This window comes from Planktothrix sp. (genome assembly GCF_046067725.1).
GTDB lineage: Bacteria > Cyanobacteriota > Cyanobacteriia > Cyanobacteriales > Microcoleaceae > Planktothrix.
Window position 1 is genome coordinate 1 of sequence record NZ_JBJUDF010000185.1, and the last position, 16,100, is coordinate 16,100.

Annotated in this window: 15 protein-coding genes and 1 tRNA gene; 12 read left to right on the top strand and 4 right to left on the bottom strand. The window is 40.6% G+C overall.

Going from position 1 to position 16,100, the window contains the following annotated elements; translation table 11 throughout:
• A partial coding sequence (locus ACKPEB_RS11290; RefSeq protein ID WP_408964994.1) for a cupin-like domain-containing protein occupies positions 1-837 on the top strand: 837 nt, incomplete at its 5' end.
• Between the two features lie 51 nt (positions 838-888).
• Here ACKPEB_RS11290 and ACKPEB_RS11295 read toward each other — a convergent pair.
• Positions 889-2,379 carry a glycosyl hydrolase family 57 gene (locus tag ACKPEB_RS11295; protein ID WP_408967584.1) on the bottom strand — a complete coding sequence of 497 codons (1,491 nt, stop codon included), beginning with the start codon at positions 2,377-2,379 and terminating at the stop codon, positions 889-891.
• A 400-nt stretch (positions 2,380-2,779) separates the two neighbouring features.
• Here ACKPEB_RS11295 and ACKPEB_RS11300 point away from each other — a divergent pair, with 400 nt between their 5' ends.
• The 5 genes from ACKPEB_RS11300 (at position 2,780) to ACKPEB_RS11320 (ending at position 7,551) form a co-directional block, all read left to right on the top strand.
• The gene (locus ACKPEB_RS11300; RefSeq protein WP_408964996.1) at positions 2,780-4,768 is read left to right on the top strand and encodes an amylo-alpha-1,6-glucosidase; all 1,989 of its coding nucleotides are present in this window, start codon (positions 2,780-2,782) and stop codon (positions 4,766-4,768) included.
• 21 nt (positions 4,769-4,789) lie between these two features.
• Positions 4,790-5,518 (top strand): HAD family hydrolase, encoded by a 729-nt coding sequence (locus tag ACKPEB_RS11305; RefSeq protein ID WP_408964997.1) that lies wholly within the window; start codon positions 4,790-4,792, stop codon positions 5,516-5,518.
• Between the two features lie 54 nt (positions 5,519-5,572).
• Positions 5,573-5,645: transfer RNA gene (locus tag ACKPEB_RS11310), tRNA-Ala, on the top strand.
• 49 nt (positions 5,646-5,694) lie between these two features.
• Positions 5,695-6,744: an undecaprenyldiphospho-muramoylpentapeptide beta-N-acetylglucosaminyltransferase gene (gene murG, locus ACKPEB_RS11315; protein WP_408964998.1), complete on the top strand. Its 1,050-nt coding sequence runs from the start codon at positions 5,695-5,697 to the stop codon at positions 6,742-6,744.
• A 150-nt stretch (positions 6,745-6,894) separates the two neighbouring features.
• Positions 6,895-7,551 carry a pentapeptide repeat-containing protein gene (locus tag ACKPEB_RS11320; protein WP_408964999.1) on the top strand — a complete coding sequence of 219 codons (657 nt, stop codon included), beginning with the start codon at positions 6,895-6,897 and terminating at the stop codon, positions 7,549-7,551.
• A 59-nt stretch (positions 7,552-7,610) separates the two neighbouring features.
• On the opposite strand, the gene argF is transcribed toward ACKPEB_RS11320, so the two are convergent.
• Together argF and dusB are read right to left on the bottom strand one after the other, a co-directional pair.
• On the bottom strand, positions 7,611-8,534 hold the full coding sequence (gene argF, locus ACKPEB_RS11325; RefSeq protein ID WP_408965007.1) for an ornithine carbamoyltransferase: 924 nt from the start codon (positions 8,532-8,534) through the stop codon (positions 7,611-7,613).
• 133 nt (positions 8,535-8,667) lie between these two features.
• Positions 8,668-9,711: a tRNA dihydrouridine synthase DusB gene (gene dusB / locus ACKPEB_RS11330; RefSeq protein ID WP_408965000.1), complete on the bottom strand. Its 1,044-nt coding sequence runs from the start codon at positions 9,709-9,711 to the stop codon at positions 8,668-8,670.
• Positions 9,712-9,810: 99 nt separating this feature from the next.
• Here dusB and ACKPEB_RS11335 point away from each other — a divergent pair, with 99 nt between their 5' ends.
• From ACKPEB_RS11335 to ACKPEB_RS11345, 3 genes are all read left to right on the top strand, one after another.
• Complete coding sequence (locus tag ACKPEB_RS11335; RefSeq protein WP_408965001.1) at positions 9,811-10,095, top strand: hypothetical protein; 285 nt, start codon at positions 9,811-9,813, stop codon at positions 10,093-10,095.
• 60 nt (positions 10,096-10,155) lie between these two features.
• Positions 10,156-11,142: an arsenosugar biosynthesis radical SAM (seleno)protein ArsS gene (gene arsS, locus ACKPEB_RS11340; RefSeq protein ID WP_408965002.1), complete on the top strand. Its 987-nt coding sequence runs from the start codon at positions 10,156-10,158 to the stop codon at positions 11,140-11,142.
• A gap of 72 nt (positions 11,143-11,214) precedes the next feature.
• Positions 11,215-11,832: a TVP38/TMEM64 family protein gene (locus tag ACKPEB_RS11345; protein WP_408965004.1), complete on the top strand. Its 618-nt coding sequence runs from the start codon at positions 11,215-11,217 to the stop codon at positions 11,830-11,832.
• Between the two features lie 33 nt (positions 11,833-11,865).
• Here the strand turns inward: ACKPEB_RS11345 and ACKPEB_RS11350 are convergent, their stop codons facing one another.
• On the bottom strand, positions 11,866-12,417 hold the full coding sequence (locus ACKPEB_RS11350; protein WP_408965005.1) for a DUF1269 domain-containing protein: 552 nt from the start codon (positions 12,415-12,417) through the stop codon (positions 11,866-11,868).
• Positions 12,418-12,601: 184 nt separating this feature from the next.
• Here ACKPEB_RS11350 and ACKPEB_RS11355 point away from each other — a divergent pair, with 184 nt between their 5' ends.
• The 3 genes from ACKPEB_RS11355 to ACKPEB_RS11365 all read left to right on the top strand — a co-directional run bounded on the left by ACKPEB_RS11355 (position 12,602) and on the right by ACKPEB_RS11365 (position 15,487).
• Positions 12,602-13,693: a calcium/sodium antiporter gene (locus ACKPEB_RS11355; RefSeq protein WP_408965006.1), complete on the top strand. Its 1,092-nt coding sequence runs from the start codon at positions 12,602-12,604 to the stop codon at positions 13,691-13,693.
• A 186-nt stretch (positions 13,694-13,879) separates the two neighbouring features.
• A complete protein-coding gene (locus ACKPEB_RS11360) occupies positions 13,880-14,683 on the top strand; it encodes a TPM domain-containing protein (RefSeq protein ID WP_408965008.1) in 804 nt (267 codons plus the stop codon).
• A 177-nt stretch (positions 14,684-14,860) separates the two neighbouring features.
• Entirely contained in the window at positions 14,861-15,487 is a 627-nt protein-coding gene (locus ACKPEB_RS11365) for a precorrin-8X methylmutase (protein WP_408965009.1), read from the top strand.
• Positions 15,488-16,100: the final 613 nt, after the last annotated feature.

Below are 16,100 nucleotides of genomic sequence, written 5' to 3' on the forward strand. Positions count from 1 at the left end.
TTACAAAAGTTACAAAAATTAGAATCGCTTTTACAAATTCAAAATCAACTGGCAACGTTAAACCCGAATTATTATACCATTCCTCGCATTCCTTTTTTATCCAAAGATGAATTTTTAGAACACTATTATAGTCAAAATAAACCTGTCATTTTAACAGGTATTATGAACAATTGGGCAGCGCTACACCGATGGACACCGGAATATTTAAAAGAAAAATATGGTCAAGTCACCATTCAAGTTCAAGGAAACCGCAACGCTGACCCGAATTATGAAATTAATTTAGAACAACATCGAAAAACGATGTTATTTCAAGATTATATTGATTGGGTGATTCGTGCGGGAGAAACCAATGATTACTATATGGTTGCTAATAACCATACTTTAAACCGTGAAGAAATGCAGGGTCTTTTTGAGGATATGGAGATTTTCCCCGAATATTTAAACCCTGAAACAAAAACGGGAAGAACATTTTTCTGGTTTGGTTCCGCCGGAACAGTAACACCCCTCCATCATGATCCCGTTAATATCTTTTTAGCTCAAGTTTCAGGACGGAAACTGATCAAAATGATTCCCCCTCAACAAACCCCCTTTCTGTATAATAGCATTGGGGTTTTTAGTCCCATTGATCCAGCTAATCCTGATTATAACCGTTATCCTTTATATCGTAATGTTCGTTCTATTGATGTGATATTACACCCTGGAGAAGTCATTTTTCTTCCGGTGGGTTGGTGGCATTATGTTAAAGCTTTAGAAATGAGTATTTCGGTTTCTTTTATTAATTTTAAATTTCCGAATGATTATGATTGGAAAAATCCTTCCTTTGGTCATTATTTGTAGGGTTTGATCCTCAGTGAATAATGGGCGGTAAAACCCCGCCCCTACGGTGTTTTAGGATAATATTTCCATCCCTCGACGATATAATTCTTTAGCATAATCTGTCCAAGTTCCCTGTCCCCAATAACGAAAACAACTGGTTTGTAATAACAAGTTATATAATAAAGCTTGTTGATAGTGAAATTCTTTCGTAATATGAGGGTTTTCTTGAACTAAAGAATCATACTTTTGATGAAAAGCAATACTTAATTGTTTCATGGGTTCTAAAACATTTTCATAACCTTGCACCCAACTTAAGTGATTTGTCCATGATGCACCTTCCATTTGAAATTGATGATCAGTTTGTTTTAAATCAGTGATCACTGCTTCAACCGCTTCTGGTGTTGCTTGACTGGGATCAATTTGTTGCCAGATTTTATGTTGATGAACCGCTTGACAAGTTGGGTAATCTTCTGGGTTCACTCCCGACGCTTCTAATAATTCTAAATATTCCGTTCCATTGAATGCGATAACTCCAGAATTCCCCCCATTTTGATCCCGCATTTCATGGTAAATTCTAAAGAAATCACGGGGATATTCATTCATCATCACTCCCCCATTTTCTCCATCTGCAATTTGTGTCACTAAAGCCGGAACCTCAATTCCAGAAATGGATTGTTTTTGCTTCGTTTTTGCTTCAAAATACGGTTGCATCTGGGCGACTAATTTAGTATCCGAACCTTGGGTTTTAATTAACGCAATCATACTTAAGGTTTCTCCCTGAGAATTTCGAGCAATTAAACGGTTTGGAATATATTTTTGCTCATGGGGTAATCCCCAACCCTCCAAGGTTTCCACTGAATGTTCTTGAACCAATAACCAGCGATATCCACAAGCTTTTAAGGCTTTAATATATTCATATAAGGTATCAGGATGGTTGGGTAAGTGCATTTCTGGGGGGGAAAATCCCTTCACCCTTTTTAACGCTTCTGCTCCAAAAATCGAGGCAAAATGATGTTGCCAAGCTTGTATTTGTAATAAAATATCAGGAATGGGAGTCGAAGGAATCACCGCATGACTCCACATTGTTCCTAACCATTCTACATAAGGTTGATACTGGGTATCACAGGTAATTTTTTTTAAAGAATTCAGAATATCATCTCGCCCCATTTGGCGAAGTCCCCATAATAAATTACCTGAATAATCCAACATAATTCGGGGTTGACATCCTTCGGCGACTAATTGAGGAATAAACTCTCCCATGCGACGATAACACCAAGCAAACGGTTCAGCATTATGGTTATCTCCTTGCTGGGGATGTTCAAACATATATTGAAGATTGCTAATTAATGCACCATTTTCTCCCGTCGGAATGGTGGGTTGATGAAAATGTAATGCACAAGCAAAACCTGCCCAAATTTGATTGATAGATGGGGGATCTGTTCCCTCTATGGTTGTCTTAAATATCGGTTCTTGATGGTTAACAATCGTGCTAATTTCTGATTCCCAACCACAAAAGTTAGGCAAGCTATGATGTAAGTCTTCTAACACAGGAAAAGCATTCATAACGTTGTTTTTTTTCATTAAACTCAACCTTAAAATTGAAACGGCAAAAAATCTCAAAATCTCACGTCATCTATCACCTAGAAACTGAAAAAATAATCAAAGTTGACCTGTCTCGATATTCTACCTCTTTGAGAATAGGTTTAATCAAAGTTCAATTTTTAGAAAAGGGGGCTTTTGATTTGGACGATAAAACGTTATAGTTAATAACGCGGGTACTAGATTGAGAAGCTCATGAGGACAATTTTTGCACTGATGAACAATGATGACTGATATTCTATCCTAAAAATGGACAACTGTTCTTTCATCCGTTGTCAGAATTTAATTTGTGAATTTTGGCAAGGAAAGGTTTATAAAACTTAAATTTTATTGTTGATGTAAAACGTTGAGTGTTTAAGAGTGTATGAGTATTAATTTTGGACGAGAAACCTGCTGTGATTTAGCGAGTGCCGAAACACGAGAATGGTTAGTGACCAATGGCATCGGTGGCTATGCTTCAGGAACAATTGCAGGTTTACTAACACGACGTTATCACGGTGTATTAGTCGCAGCTTTAAAACCGCCCCTCGGTCGTACCTTACTGGTGGCGAAAATTGATGAAATTGTAAACTATCAAGAACAAGTTTATCCTCTATATACCAATCGTTGGGCAGGTGGTGCCATTGACGGTTATGGACATTACCAGATTGAGCGCTTTTACCTTGACCGTAGCATCCCGACCTGGAAGTTTGCCTGCGCCGATGCTTTGATTGAAAAACGAATTTGGATGCAGCCTGAAGCGAATATTACCTATATTCGTTATAGTTTAACTCGTGGCTCTGCACCGATCACCCTTACCCTGAAAGCTTTTGTTAATTATCGAGATTATCACAGCGATACCCATGCCAGAAACTGGTCAATGCAGGTGGAACCCGTTGATAATGGTATTTGTGTAACGGCTTTTTCGGAATCAGTTCCATTTTATTTATTAACCGATCGCGCCAGCGTCACCACCACCCATGAATGGCATTATAACTTTGATTTAGCACGGGAGCGAGAGCGGGGCTTAAGGGATCGAGACGATCATCTTCAAGTGGCAACCTTTACCGCCACCTTGAACCCCGGCGAGTCCTTGTGTTTTGTCGCCAGTACCCAACCTAACCCCAGTTTAAATGGAGAAGCCGCCTTAGAAGTCCGTCGCACCTATGAACGGAAATTATTAGGGTTTTGGCAAGATAGTTATTCTGTTAATACTAGAGAAGTGCCTCAATGGATACAGCAGTTAGTTTTTGCGGCGGATCAATTTATCGTTAATCGTGCCATTGCTGAAAATCCAATGGGTAAAACCATTATTGCAGGATATCACTGGTTTAGCGATTGGGGACGGGATACGATGATTAGTTTACCCGGTTTAACCATCAGCACCGGACGACTACAAATTGCCCGTGCAATTTTGTATACCTACGCTAAATATGTCGATCAAGGAATGTTACCCAACCGTTTCCCCGATGAAGCAGAAACCCCAGAATATAATACCGTTGATGCCACGTTGTGGTATTTTGAGGCAATTCGTCAATATTATGAAGTCACTGAAGATCTTGATGTGATTGAAAATTTATTTCCCGTGTTGACGGATATTATTCAATATCATTGTCGGGGAACTCGTTACAATATTCACCTTGATCCGGCTGATGGTTTATTATATGCCGGAGAACCCGGAACTCAATTAACTTGGATGGATGCCAAAATTGGAGACTGGGTTGTGACTCCCCGGATTGGGAAACCCGTTGAAATTAATGCCCTTTGGTATAATGCCTTAAGAATTATGGGGAAATTTGCCCGTCAAATTGGCAGACCCTATCAAGAATATGATGCCTTAGCCGATCGAGCCTTAGCTCGCTTTGAACGGTTTTGGAATCCTGAATTGGGCTATTGTTATGATGTGGTCGATGGAATTTATGGGGATGATGCCACATTGCGTCCGAATCAAATTTTTGCCGTTTCTTTACCCCACAGCGCCTTGGCACCTGAACAACAACGGGCGGTTGTTGAAACCTGCGGACGATTTTTACTGACTTCTTTTGGGTTGCGATCGCTCGGTTCAAACCATCTTCAATATCGTGGCTATTATGGGGGAAATTCCTTTCAGCGAGATAGCGCCTATCATCAAGGAACCGTTTGGGCTTGGCTGTTAGGGCCGTTTGTGATTGCCCATTTACGAGTGTATCAAAATCCCCATCTCGCCCGCACGTTTTTAAATCCGATGATCAACCATCTTTCCACCGCCGGACTTGGAACCATCAGCGAAATTTTTGATGGGAATGCTCCGATGTCCCCCCAAGGTTGTATTGCTCAAGCTTGGTCAGTGGGAGAAATTCTTCGGGCTTGGTTAGCGATAGAACGTTTTCGATAAGTTAAATTTCGGGTTTCAAGGATGAGTTTAAAGGCAGTTTTATTTGATTTTAATGGAATCATTATTAACGATGAGCCTATCCATGAAGAACTCATCGAAGAATTGTTATTAGCAGAAAACCTGCGTTCTCAACCGGATGAAATTCGCAAATTTTGTTTGGGACGTAGCGATCGCGCTTGTTTAACTGATTTGTTAACTTATCGAGGTCGCCCCGTTAGTCCTGTTTATTTAGATCAGTTAATTCAACGGAAATCGATTGCCTATCAACAACGATTAGAACAGTTAGAAGAACTTCCGATTTATCCGGGTCTTCATGACTGCATCCAACAGTTGCAAGCGGCTGATCTGAAGTTGGGCGTTGTGACTGGAGCGATCCGATCTGAAGTGGAACAGGTGTTAAACAAACTTGAACTGATGGAAGTTTTTTCTGTCATTGTTACTGGAGATGAGATTACCCTGAGTAAACCTGAACCTGAAGGATATTTATTAGCGGTACAACGCTTAAATCAGCTTTACCCTGACTTGAATGTACAACCAGGTGATTGTCTAGCCCTAGAAGATACCTTTGTCGGAATTATCGCCGCTCAACGGGCTGGTATTCAAGGAGTGGGCATTGCCCATACCTATCCTCTGCATCTGCTTCAACGCTGGGCTAATTGGGCGGTTGATCGCTTCTCGGATCTGGAGTTAGAGCGAATTCAAAAGAAATTTTCACAACAACCTTTACAATCTGGGGCACCTTTATGTTAAGATAGTAAATCGGAGTCAGACATCATTCCTCACACTTGATGGTTTGACTCACACGGGGAATTAGCTCAGTTGGTAGAGCGCTGCGATCGCACCGCAGAGGTCAGGGATTCGAGTTCCCTATTCTCCATCGGCCTTAAAATATCGATCCTAAAGGAGAACACTTGAGTCAAACACCCATGCGCTTACTGATTGCAGCTAGTGGAACAGGTGGACATTTATTCCCGGCGATCGCCACCGCCGAAAACCTGTCAGATTTTGAGATAGAATGGCTGGGTGTCCCTGATCGCTTAGAACGGGAATTGGTTCCTCCACAATATCCCCTCCATACCATTTCCGTTGAAGGTTTCCAACAACGCTTAAGTTTAAAAACCCTAAAAATTATCGCTAAATTTGGCCGTTCTCTGGTGCAAGTTCGCCACCTTCTCAAAACCGGAAAGTTCCGGGGAGTCTTAACCACAGGCGGTTATATTGCAGCCCCAGCCATTCTAGCGGCGCGTTCCCTGGGTTTACCTGTGATTTTACATGAGTCCAATGCCTTACCTGGAAAAGTAACCCGTCAGTTCGGTCGCTGGTGTCATACCGTCGCCTTGGGGTTTGAGGCGGCTGTTCCTTACCTTCAGAATGCTAATACCGTTGTTGTGGGAACCCCTGTACGGTCTAATTTTATTAACCCTTCTGAACCGTTGTCTTTTTTCCTCCCTGATGATGTTCCCGTTATTGTTGTCATGGGGGGAAGTCAAGGGGCTGTGAGTGTCAATCAATTGGTTCGACAAGCTGCACCCGCATGGTTTGAAGCAGGAGCTTGGGTGGTGCATTTAACCGGGGAGAATGACCCCGATGTCAAAACCTTCAACCATCCTCAGTATATTACGATGCCTTTCTACGATAATATGGCCGCCTTGTTAAAACGGGCAAATTTAGCCGTGAGTCGAGCAGGTGCTGGAAGTTTAACAGAATTAGCCATTACCCACACCCCAGCTATTTTAATTCCTTATCCTTTTGCGGCTGAAGACCACCAAACCTATAACGCTAATGTTTTTGCGGGAGCGGGTGCTGCGTTGGTGTTTCAACAAAAAGATTTAACTCCCGATCTGTTAGCCAGTAAAGTTTTGTATCTGCTACAATCACCTCAGCAGTTACAACAAATGGCTGAAGCCACCACCTCCGTTGCCATGACCCAGAGTGCAGAAGCATTAGGAAATTTAATCCGTCGTGTGATGGTTTAGGTAGGGCTGTATCAACACCTGCTATTTTTCTCAGTGATTTCCGTCACACAGGGATCACAACAATATCACATCCAACCGGGATATTACTCATACCGTTATGCCTGATAATAATAGATAGTACAGAGCATAGAGTTTTCTGAGGGTGTGGGCATGAAATTAGCAACAGTAGCCACCACAGTAATGATGATGATCTTGGGTTTAACTGTTCCCGCTCAAGCCGAGAACCCCACCCATCTCAAACAGCTATTAGAAACGAACAATTGTCCTAAATGTGATCTCAGTGGTGCTGAGTTAGCAGGCGTTAATCTTCAGGGTGCAGACCTTCGAGACGCTAACTTACAGGGTGCTAACTTGCAAGGAGCAAACCTGAATGAAGTCAATTTTAATCGGGCTGCCTTAACCGAAGCGAATTTAGAACGAGCTAATCTCATCGCAGCTAAATTACATGGTGCTAACTTAGAACGAGCCAATTTAAGTTATTCTAACCTGAGTTTAGCGGGTTTAGTGATTGCCAGTTTAAACCATGCTAATTTAAGTCATGCTAATTTAATTGGGGCAAATTTAGAAAGTGCGGATTTAACCGGAGCTAATCTTAAAAATGCTCAACAATCTGTTGCAAATTTAGGTGAAGTTCGGTTAAAAGAAGGGAGTTTATACGGATTTGATATCAGTGGTGTAAATTTACGTGATGCTGATTTAACAGGTGCAAATCTCACGGGTGCAAATCTAACCGCATCGGATTTAGCGGGAGCAACATTAGAAAATGCCACGATGATTAATGCCAATTTAATGAATATTCGTCGTTAATCACTCACTCACACTGCTTAGGTCAGGGAAGAGGGGCAAACCTCAACCCTGACTTTCTCTTAATCATCCCCCAATAATACGGCTAATAATGCTTTTTGAACGTGCATTCGGTTTTCGGCTTCATCCCAAACTTTTGATTTTGAACCTTCAATCACTTCATTGGTAATTTCTTCATCACGATGGGCGGGTAAACAATGTAAAACAATGGAATTTTCGGCGGTTTTTTCCATTAATTTAGCATTGACTTGATAAGGTTGAAATAAAGGAATTCGGGTTCGAGCTTCTTCTTCCTGTCCCATACTTGCCCAAACATCGGTATAAATAACATTGGCATCTTTTGCCGCTTCAATGGGGTCATCTGTAATAATGACTTCTGTTTTCCCGTTTGCAATACTTTTGGCTTGTTCAACAATATCAGCATCGGGTAAATAGTTAGCTGGGGTGGCAATTTTAACATTCATTCCCACCATTGCACAGCCTAATAATAGCGAGTGAGCCATATTATTAGCTCCATCACCAAAATAACTTAAGGTTAATCCTTCTAAGGTTCCAAAACATTCTTGAACGGTCATTAAATCTGCTAATACTTGACAAGGATGTTCCCGATCGGTTAAAGCATTAATCACAGGAATTTCAGCATAATTGGCAAAGGTTTCTAAATCCTTTTGTTCAAAGGTACGAATTGCCATAATATCTAAATAACGGTCTAAAACCCTTGCCGTATCCACTAAAGGTTCACCGCGACTCACTTGGGTAACATTCGGGTTTAAATCAATCACTTGACCCCCTAATTGATACATAGCAACGGTAAAACTCACACGGGTTCGGGTGGAAGCTTTAGAAAACATTAATCCTAAAACTTTATTGCGACGTAATTTCACCATTCCTGATTTTAATTTAGTCGCTAAATCTAATAAATAATAAAGTTCTTCAATACTAACATCAGCTAAACTTAAAAAATCTCGTCCTTTTAAACTTTCCATCATCATTCCTCACGAATTATGTCCAATAGGGGCAAGGATACCTCACCTCTACAAAACCAGGGTTGTTTTATAACAGCATTCTAGGCAATTAGGACATCAAAGTCTGCGACTTTCTTCCTTGTTCCCTGTTCCCTTATAATTTTAAAGTTTTCGAGGCAACAAAACTGTTCTGAGATAACTGATTTATGGCATCCTCTAATAATTGCCATCCTTGAGCAACGGTTTCAATTCTGGCCAAATGATGGCGTAATTCCTGGGCTCCTGGAAAGCCTTTCGCATACCAAGTTAAATGTTTTCGAGATTGGTAAATTCCCCGTTGTCCTTTATACTCCCAAAGCGCTTGTAGGTGTTCTTGGGCACATTGCAACCGTTGAATTACTGAAGGCGGGGTTTTTAAGAGTCCTGTTTTCAGAAAATAGTCAATTTCTCCGACTAAAAACGGATAACCCAGGGTTCCCCGCGAACACATCACCCCATCGGCACCCGTTTCTTGTAAACATTGAATTGCGGCTTCTACAGAAAAAATATCGCCATTCGCAATAACCGGAATGGTTAACTGTTCCTTAACCTGTCGAATCCAGTCCCATTTAGCTTCACCATTATACCCTTGAGCACGAGTTCGGGCATGAATGGTGATCATTTTTGCTCCCGCATCCTGCATTCTACGGGCAAAATCTAAAATAGTGATCTCTTCATCACTCCAACCTATCCGGGTTTTTACGGTGACAGGTACATTAACCGCCTCAACCACTGACTGAACAATGGTTTCTGCAACCTCCGGTTGTCGCAACAACGAAGACCCACCGCCATTTTTGGTAATTTTATTGACGGGACACCCCATATTAATATCAATGGTATCGGCCCCTTCTTCAACGGCTTTTTGGGCGGCTTCAGCTAAAAAATGGGGGCGACAGTCAAATAATTGAATACTGATGGGGCGTTCATTCGGGTCAACTTCCATCATTTTCGGGAGTTCTCGAACATGACACACCTCGCTGGCGTGAACCATTTCGGTATACATCATCGAGTCCGGGGCGTAACGACGAACTAAACGCCGAAATACCAAGTCTGTCACTCCCGATAAAGGGGATTGTAACACCCGGCTATTGACTTCTACGGTGCCAATTTTTAAGGGGGTGGATAAACGTTGTTTTAATTCGGGTGAGAGGACAGACATGGTTTAAGGGAAACAAATCTAGCAAATGAGACTATCTTTATATTAAGATAGAAACACCCTTTTTCGGATATAACCTGTTAACTGATTTTAGATTAGATTATGAATTTTTCTCCCAATAATCGTGAGCCGTTTCAACAAAATGGAAATTCTAATCATCTTCATTTTCCTCAAGTTGAGTTTGATGACGATGGTGAAGAAATCCAAGATTTTCAACCCCAGGAATATGATCCTCAAACGGTCAAAACCATTCAACGTTCTTTTATTTTTTTAACCGCCATTGGTTTAATTATTGGGGTCTTTGTGGCTGCGGGTGTTTTGTATTTAATGCAGCGATTTAATATTACTGCTAATCCCGCCCAATTAGAACAGCAAATTCGTCAATAGTTGATTTTGATTTCTGACGCTTGAAAAGGTTAACAGCTATACTTAACAGCAATTTTACCCATGATCCCAGTAACACTGACATCATTTGATCAAAAACTCGGTTTCCCCCTAACAAAACAACCGATTACAATTTTACAAATTAATTTAGGAAAACGCTGTAACTTAACTTGTAACCATTGTCATGTCGAAGCAGGGCCAAAACGGACTGAAGAACTAAATCATGAATTAACTTTAGAATTAATTGAATTAATTTCTCGTTTTCCTCAAATTCAAACGGTAGATTTAACCGGAGGAGCACCGGAAATGAATTATGGTTTTAAACCCTTAGTAGAAGCGGCAAGAAGCACCGGAAAACAAGTGATTGTTCGGTCTAATTTAACGGTCTATTTTGTTCCGGGTTATCAAGAAATCCCTGAATATTGCGCTCATCATCAATTAAGAATTATCGCTTCTTTACCTTGTTATTTAGAAAATAATGTTGAGCAAATGCGAGGAAAGGGAGTTTATCAAGATTCAATTCAAGCCATTCAATGGTTAAACCGTTTGGGATATGGTCACACTCCAGAATTAATTTTGGATTTAGTATATAATCCCAGCCTTCCTACGACTGAAAAATTTAACCTTCCTCCTGAACAGTCTCAACTAGAACTAGCTTATAAACAGTATCTCAAGCAACAGTTTGATATTGATTTTAATCAGTTATTAACGATTACTAATATACCCATCGGACGCACTAAATTTTACTTACAGCATAAAAAATTAGAAAATTCTTATTTAGAATTTTTAGAATCTAACTATAATCCTAACACGATTACCCAGTTAATGTGTCGTAATCAACTATCAATTGATTATCAAGGTTATATTTATGATTGTGATTTTAATCAAATGGAAAATCTTCCAGCTAGAAGTGCTTCTGGAAAGATTTTAACCGTGAGTGATTTATTAGCCAAAAATAATTTAGATTTAATTGAAACTGTACAAACCGCTTCCTATTGTTATGGATGTACCGCCGGATGTGGTTCTAGTTGTGGCGGATCTTTAATTTAGTACGGGCGGGGTTTCCCCGCCCAAATTTATGATCAATGATTACCGTTAATAATCTTTAATAGGGACAATAAAATGGGAATTCAACAGTTAATTCCTAATCTTTTAGATTGGGTTGAACATTTAGGATTTTGGGCTCCACTTGCTTTTATTATTATTTATAATTTAGCCACGATATTGTTTATTCCCGGTTCCCTTTTAACCTTGGGTGCTGGGATTATTTTTGGGGTAATTTGGGGTTCAATTTATGTGTCCATTGGTTCAGTGATGGGAGCCACATTCGCGTTTTTAATTGGGCGCTATTTTACCAGAGATTGGGTTGCGAGAAAGTTAGAAAACTATGAAAATTTTCAAGCCATTGACCAAGCGGTGGGTGAGGAAGGATGGAAAATTGTGGGGTTAACTCGTTTGTCTCCGATTTTTCCCTTTAATTTACTCAATTATGCCTTTGGATTAACTAATGTTTCCTTGAAGGATTATTTTTTAGCATCTTGGATTGGAATGTTACCCGGTACTATTTTATATGTTTATGTCGGGTCATTAGTCGGAAGTTTAGCTCAATTAGGAACAGCAGAGCGATCACGAACTTTGATAGAATGGTTATTATATGGCATTGGTTTAATGGCGACTCTGATTGTTACTCTTTATATCACCCGAATTGCGCAAAATGCCTTAAATCAAAAAATAAAATAGGTGAAACACTCCACCTATTTTATTGGAAATCAATTAAGCGTCAGAGGATGTTGATTCTGATTCAGTGTTCACTCCTTTTGCAGTCGTTTCTAATTGAGAAGCAATATCCGCTTTAATCGAACGTTTATACAGTCTGCCTGCATATTGTTCTAAAGCTTCCGTTAATTGATCAACCCAAGTATGTTCAACTAAGGCAATTAACGCTGAACTTCCAGGGGTTAAAGATTCAGATAATTCTTTGAGATCTTCTTGGGGAAAACCTAAGTCCATAAAATGAGTAATTAAGGCTCCCACACCCGCCCCACCTGCGGTTAAAGCCATGACTCCTAACGCACCAATCGGATTAAATAAAGCAATTAACCCGGCTGTAATTCCGCCGATAATAGCCCCACCTTTAGCATCGGTATCTCCAGTTTCACTAATAGAAACTTTGCCTTTTTCATTCTTAACCATTACCGCAGCATTAACAATAGAAATAATCCCTTCTGCTTGCAAAGCTTTCAGTTGTTTTAACACTTCTTTTGCTTTCTCTTGTTCGGGGTAAGCGACAACCACTAAATTGGTTAGCTCTTCTGAATAAGTCATGGTTTATTCCTCAAATTGAATCCTAAAAAACAAATCAATACTGATAGCAATTGTAACCCGTCCTTACTGTAGCACATCTATTATCAACACACTTGATTCAACCCATGATAGATTGACGAAAGGGGTTTTGAGCGTTCATCGTTAATCAACAGGCCCACGTTTAACGGTTAAGGATTTTAATGATATGAGCTTTAGTGTAATTTTGTTGCTGATAGCAGGTTTAGTCTTGCTGGTTCTCGGTGCAGAACTATTAGTTCGGGGCGCTTCAACCATTGCGACCATGCTAGGAATTCCCTCTTTAATTGTTGGACTCACCATTGTTGCCTATGGAACCAGTTCACCGGAAATGGCCGTTAGTATTCAATCTAGTTTTGCAGGTCAAGCGGATGTTGCATTAGGAAATGTGGTCGGAAGTAATATTTTTAATGTTTTAATTATCTTAGGAATTTCCGCTTTAATTGCTCCTTTAATGGTCGCTAGTCAATTAATTAGGTTAGATGTTCCGATTATGATTGGGGTTTCTATTTTAACCTTAATGTTTGGGAACGATGGCACAATTAGCCGAGTTGATGGCACGATTTTATTTATTGGGGCAATTGTTTATACGCTGTTTTTAATCTATGAAGCCAAGAAACAGAAAAATCAAGAATCCGATGAAGATCAATCTCAAAATATTGTTAAAAACAACCTAAAAAATTGGTTTATTAATATTGCCTTAATTGCTGTTGGTTTGGTATTATTAGTGACCGGATCTAACTGGTTAGTTGAAAGTTCGATTTCCATTGCTAAAGCCATTGGAGTCAGTGATTTAGTCATCGGTTTAACGATTATTGCTGCCGGAACTTCCCTGCCTGAATTAGCGAGTTCTGTGGTTGCGAGTATTAAAGGAGAACGAGATATTGCAGTCGGTAATGTCGTCGGTAGTAATATCTTTAATATTCTAGCCGTTTTAGGACTATCCTCAGCCGTTTCTCCAGAGGGAATTCAGGTATCCTCAGCGGCTTTAAATTTTGATATTCCCGTGATGATTGCGGTGGCTATTTCCTGTTTTCCTATTTTTTATACAGGTAAATCAATTGCTCGCTGGGAAGCTATCTTGTTTTTAGGATATTATGCAGCCTATAGCATCTATTTAATCCTTGATTCTTCAAAACATGATCAACTTCCAATCTTTAATTTTGTGATGATCAGTTTTGTGATTCCAATTACCATTCTCACCTTAATTGTCACCACAGTTCGCAGCTATCAAGCCAAACGAAAACGTTTAACTCCGTAATTTGACTCAACTTCCCTGGGATGTCACAGGGAGTTGCAGACAGTCCCATCTTCTCTCAGCTTCAGCAACTCTTGAGTCCTAATTTTGTGATAAGGTTAAAAATTGTAAAGAAATATGAGAGTCTGACATCTCCAGGTTAATAAAACCCCCTATTGCTCACATTTATACTCATTGACAGGATCTTCCATGCAGCAGAATTGGCTAAACAGATTGCTTCTCTCTCTGGCTATATTGGCTCTAACCCTCTCTAGTTGGGCATTTGCACCCGTTGCTCATGCGTTTAATAATCCTGATTTATTACCTCAAATTCAAACCCCAGTCATTGACTTGGCGGGTATTCTCACCGATGTCCAAGAAAACCTATTAGCAAAGGATATAGCAGACTTTGAAACCGAAACGGGTTGGAAACTTCGCGTTTTAACCCAATTTGACCAAACCCCAGGTCGCGCTGTTAAGGATTATTGGGGACTCGATGAAAAAAGTGTGTTATTAGTCGCGGATCAACGAGGAGGCAATATCCTCAACTTTAGCGTCGGTCGAGAAGTGTACCCCTTTCTGTCCCGCACCTTCTGGGTCGAATTACAAACTCGTTTTGGCAATCAATATTTTATTCGAGAAAATGGAGAAGACCAATCGGTAATTCAATCAATTGATACCATTGAAGGCTGTTTACTCCAAGGCGGTTGTCGAGTCGTACCCGGTCTACCTCAAGAACAGTGGATTTTAACCTTAATTACCTCGGCTCTGGGTGGGATTATTTGTGGCATCGCCAGTATTCCGCGCAAACCTGGACAATTAATTGCATGGCAATGGGCCTTAATTTTCTCGCCACTCTGGGGAATTTTGTTTCTTGCCTTCGGAATTGGCCCTGTCATCTCTCGGACTCAAGAATGGCTTCCCTTAGTTCGCAATATTTCCGGCTTCCTGATTGGTTTCCTCGCGGCTTATCTAACTCCGGTCTTCAATCACTCTTCCTCGTCAGAAGCTTGAGAACATTGAGGGGGAGTCGGGGAGGTGCGATACCGACCCCCTGGTAAGGGTCAATCCCCTGGTTCCTTCTCGTCATAAATGCAACAACCTGATACACTGAGGAAGTTGTAATCTGGCGGTGCTAAGTTAATGTTCCTTAGCCGCAGAACTGAAGACGCTAACAATCGGCAAGTCACGATGGAATGGCATATTACGGATGCCCAAAGTCTAGGAATTATTGATGATGAAATTGGCGAACATGGGTTTTCGCCAGCCGAATACGAAATGGTGCGTCGGGTGATTTATGCGACGGCAGATTTTGAATATAAAAGTTTAGTTCGATTTTCGGAGCAAGCCTTACAAGGAGGAGCCGCCGCTTTAGCCGCCCGGACAACCATTGTCGTCGATGTGCCAATGGTACAGGTAGGAATCACACCCCGAATTCTTTCGACCTTTGCTAACCCGGTTTACTGTTCGATGGAAGCAGTAACGCGACCTCAACGGGAAAAAACCCGCTCGGCTTGGGGTATTGAAACCTTGGCCAAGCGCTACCCTGAAGCGATTTTTGTCATTGGTCAGGAACAAACGGCCCTTTCTGCCATTGTTGATTTAATTGAAGCGGATGAAATTAAACCCGCTTTGGTGATTGCTACCCCTTCGGGTTTTGTCGGCGCTGATGTGGCAAAATCCCGTTTAAATGATTCGATGGTTCCCCATATCCGCATTGACGGACGCAAAGGCAGTGCCGTTGTGGCTGTGTCATTAGTCGATGCTTTAGTTGATCTCGCTTGGCAAGCTTATGGTCGAGAAGGAAATGGCAATTAGGGAGTTTGTTACCGTTGACGGTTAACCGTTAGAGCACCGACCCTATCTCCAGAGTGAACAGAATTAAAACCTCAATCCCCTATCACATTTTTAAGTTTTTGTCAAGGGTCGGTTAGGAAGGGGTCAATTTAAAAAGTTCACGATGTTGGTTACTTTGGGGCAATTTTTGAAAAAATTAGGATGGGATGAACGATAAACTAGGGGTTTTGCCTTTTGGTTTGAGGCTTAGATATAAAAAAGGCAACATTAGCATATCTATGAAAATACTAACATTCGCTCAAACCCTTGTCAAGTGGTTCAATTAATAGGAATCTTTCTCATTAGTCAGGTCTTTATTAAGAATTGTAAATTTGCTTTTCTTTCAAATTTTAAAATTTTTTAGGGAAATAGATTAACTTCTCTTATTGATTTTGGCGTTAAGGGTAGTTAACTATCCCGGTTTCTTGCTATTCTAAACTTCAGGATCATCATCAACTTGACGATAACGATTTGTAGGGTCATAGCGTTCAATAGCGGAAGTTTTCGGGGAAGGAGAAGGTTTTTTCGGGGAACGACGAGATTGGAAACGACGACTAATTTCTTGAAAAATATCTCGGCGGACATAAGGATAGTC

Coding starts and splice junctions, on each gene's coding strand:
- ACKPEB_RS11295 (WP_408967584.1), bottom strand. CDS start 2,379: ATGAATGCTTTTCCTGTGTTAGAAGACTTACATCATAGCTTGCCTAAC.
- ACKPEB_RS11300 (WP_408964996.1), top strand. CDS start 2,780: ATGAGTATTAATTTTGGACGAGAAACCTGCTGTGATTTAGCGAGTGCC.
- ACKPEB_RS11305 (WP_408964997.1), top strand. CDS start 4,790: ATGAGTTTAAAGGCAGTTTTATTTGATTTTAATGGAATCATTATTAAC.
- murG (WP_408964998.1), top strand. CDS start 5,695: ATGCGCTTACTGATTGCAGCTAGTGGAACAGGTGGACATTTATTCCCG.
- ACKPEB_RS11320 (WP_408964999.1), top strand. CDS start 6,895: ATGAAATTAGCAACAGTAGCCACCACAGTAATGATGATGATCTTGGGT.
- argF (WP_408965007.1), bottom strand. CDS start 8,534: ATGGAAAGTTTAAAAGGACGAGATTTTTTAAGTTTAGCTGATGTTAGT.
- dusB (WP_408965000.1), bottom strand. CDS start 9,711: ATGTCTGTCCTCTCACCCGAATTAAAACAACGTTTATCCACCCCCTTA.
- ACKPEB_RS11335 (WP_408965001.1), top strand. CDS start 9,811: ATGAATTTTTCTCCCAATAATCGTGAGCCGTTTCAACAAAATGGAAAT.
- arsS (WP_408965002.1), top strand. CDS start 10,156: ATGATCCCAGTAACACTGACATCATTTGATCAAAAACTCGGTTTCCCC.
- ACKPEB_RS11345 (WP_408965004.1), top strand. CDS start 11,215: ATGGGAATTCAACAGTTAATTCCTAATCTTTTAGATTGGGTTGAACAT.
- ACKPEB_RS11350 (WP_408965005.1), bottom strand. CDS start 12,417: ATGACTTATTCAGAAGAGCTAACCAATTTAGTGGTTGTCGCTTACCCC.
- ACKPEB_RS11355 (WP_408965006.1), top strand. CDS start 12,602: ATGAGCTTTAGTGTAATTTTGTTGCTGATAGCAGGTTTAGTCTTGCTG.
- ACKPEB_RS11360 (WP_408965008.1), top strand. CDS start 13,880: ATGCAGCAGAATTGGCTAAACAGATTGCTTCTCTCTCTGGCTATATTG.
- ACKPEB_RS11365 (WP_408965009.1), top strand. CDS start 14,861: ATGGAATGGCATATTACGGATGCCCAAAGTCTAGGAATTATTGATGAT.